This is a genomic window from Planococcus notacanthi, from assembly GCF_030407825.1.
Lineage (GTDB): Bacteria > Bacillota > Bacilli > Bacillales_A > Planococcaceae > Planococcus > Planococcus notacanthi.
This window is the reverse complement of sequence record NZ_JASDCQ010000017.1, coordinates 1-2,231: the sequence shown is the minus strand read 5'-3', so window position 1 is coordinate 2,231 and position 2,231 is coordinate 1. Positions and strand designations below refer to the sequence as shown.

1 rRNA gene is annotated in these 2,231 nt (G+C 54.4%); it reads right to left on the bottom strand.

Annotated features, from left to right (window positions below):
• Positions 1–2,231, bottom strand: a 23S ribosomal RNA gene (locus QMA01_RS18100); the annotation flags it as partial.

Sequence of the window (2,231 nt, the reverse complement as noted above, 5' to 3'; positions counted from 1 at the left end):
GGTTAAGTCCTCGATCGATTAGTATTCGTCAGCTGCACGTGTCGCCACGCTTCCACCTCGAACCTATCTACCTCATCGTCTTTGAGGGATCTTACTTGCTTGCGCAATGGGAAATCTCATCTTGAGGGGGGCTTCGTGCTTAGATGCTTTCAGCACTTATCCCGGCCACACATAGCTACCCAGCGATGCCCTTGGCAGAACAACTGGTACACCAGCGGTGTGTCCATCCCGGTCCTCTCGTACTAAGGACAGCTCCTCTCAAATTTCCTGCGCCCGCGACGGATAGGGACCGAACTGTCTCACGACGTTCTGAACCCAGCTCGCGTACCGCTTTAATGGGCGAACAGCCCAACCCTTGGGACCGACTACAGCCCCAGGATGCGATGAGCCGACATCGAGGTGCCAAACCTCCCCGTCGATGTGGACTCTTGGGGGAGATAAGCCTGTTATCCCCGGGGTAGCTTTTATCCGTTGAGCGATGGCCCTTCCATGCGGAACCACCGGATCACTAAGCCCGTCTTTCGACCCTGCTCGACCTGTACGTCTCGCAGTCAAGCTCCCTTCTGCCTTTACACTCTGCGAATGATTTCCAACCATTCTGAGGGAACCTTTGGGCGCCTCCGTTACTCTTTAGGAGGCGACCGCCCCAGTCAAACTGCCCGCCTGACACTGTCTCCCGCCCCGATCAGGGGCGTGGGTTAGAATTTCAATACAACCAGGGTAGTATCCCACTGACGCCTCCGCCGAAGCTGGCGCTCCGGCATCTCTGGCTCCTACCTATCCTGTACAAGTTGCACCAAAAGTCAATATCAGGCTACAGTAAAGCTCCACGGGGTCTTTCCGTCCTGTCGCGGGTAACCTGCATCTTCACAGGTACTATAATTTCACCGAGTCTCTCGTTGAGACAGTGCCCAGATCGTTACGCCTTTCGTGCGGGTCGGAACTTACCCGACAAGGAATTTCGCTACCTTAGGACCGTTATAGTTACGGCCGCCGTTTACTGGGGCTTCAGTTCGCACCTTCGCTTGCGCTAAGCACTCCCCTTAACCTTCCAGCACCGGGCAGGCGTCAGCCCCTATACGTCACCTTACGGTTTTGCAGAGACCTGTGTTTTTGCTAAACAGTCGCCTGGGCCTATTCACTGCGGCTCTCTCGGGCTATACACCCTACCAGAGCACCCCTTCTCCCGAAGTTACGGGGTCATTTTGCCGAGTTCCTTAACGAGAGTTCACTCGCTCACCTTAGAATTCTCTTCTCGCCTACCTGTGTCGGTTTGCGGTACGGGCACCTCCCGCCTCGCTAGAGGCTTTTCTTGGCAGTGTGAAATCAGGGACTCGAGGACAAGTCCTCTCGCCATCACAGCTCAACGTTACAGGAATGGGATTTGCCTCATTCCACGCCTCACTGCTTGGACGTGCACAACCAACGGCACGCTCTCCTTATCCTTCTGCGTCCCCCCATTGCTCAAACGGCGGGGAGGTGGTACAGGAATATCAACCTGTTGTCCATCGTCTACGCCTATCGGCCTCGACTTAGGTCCCGACTAACCCTGAGCGGACGAGCCTTCCTCAGGAAACCTTAGGCATTCGGTGGACGGGATTCTCACCCGTCTTTCGTTACTCATACCGGCATTCTCACTTCTAAGCGCTCCACCAGTCCTTCCGGTCTGACTTCAACGCCCTTAGAACGCTCTCCTACCACGGACATCTACGATGTCCATCCACAGCTTCGGTAATCCGTTTAGCCCCGGTACATTTTCGGCGCAGTGTCACTCGACCAGTGAGCTATTACGCACTCTTTAAATGATGGCTGCTTCTAAGCCAACATCCTGGTTGTCTAAGCAACGCCACATCCTTTTCCACTTAACGGATATTTGGGGACCTTAGCTGGTGGTCTGGGCTGTTTCCCTCTTGACTACGGATCTTATCACTCGCAGTCTGACTCCCAAGTATAAATCACTGGCATTCGGAGTTTGTCTGAATTCGGTAACCCGGGATGGGCCCCTAGTCCAAACAGTGCTCTACCTCCAGGATTCTCTTCTTGAGGCTAGCCCTAAAGCTATTTCGGAGAGAACCAGCTATCTCCAGGTTCGATTGGAATTTCTCCGCTACCCACACCTCATCCCCGCACTTTTCAACGTGCGTGGGTTCGGGCCTCCAGTAAGTGTTACCTTACCTTCACCCTGGACATGGGTAGATCACCTGGTTTCGGGTCTACAACTGCATACTCTG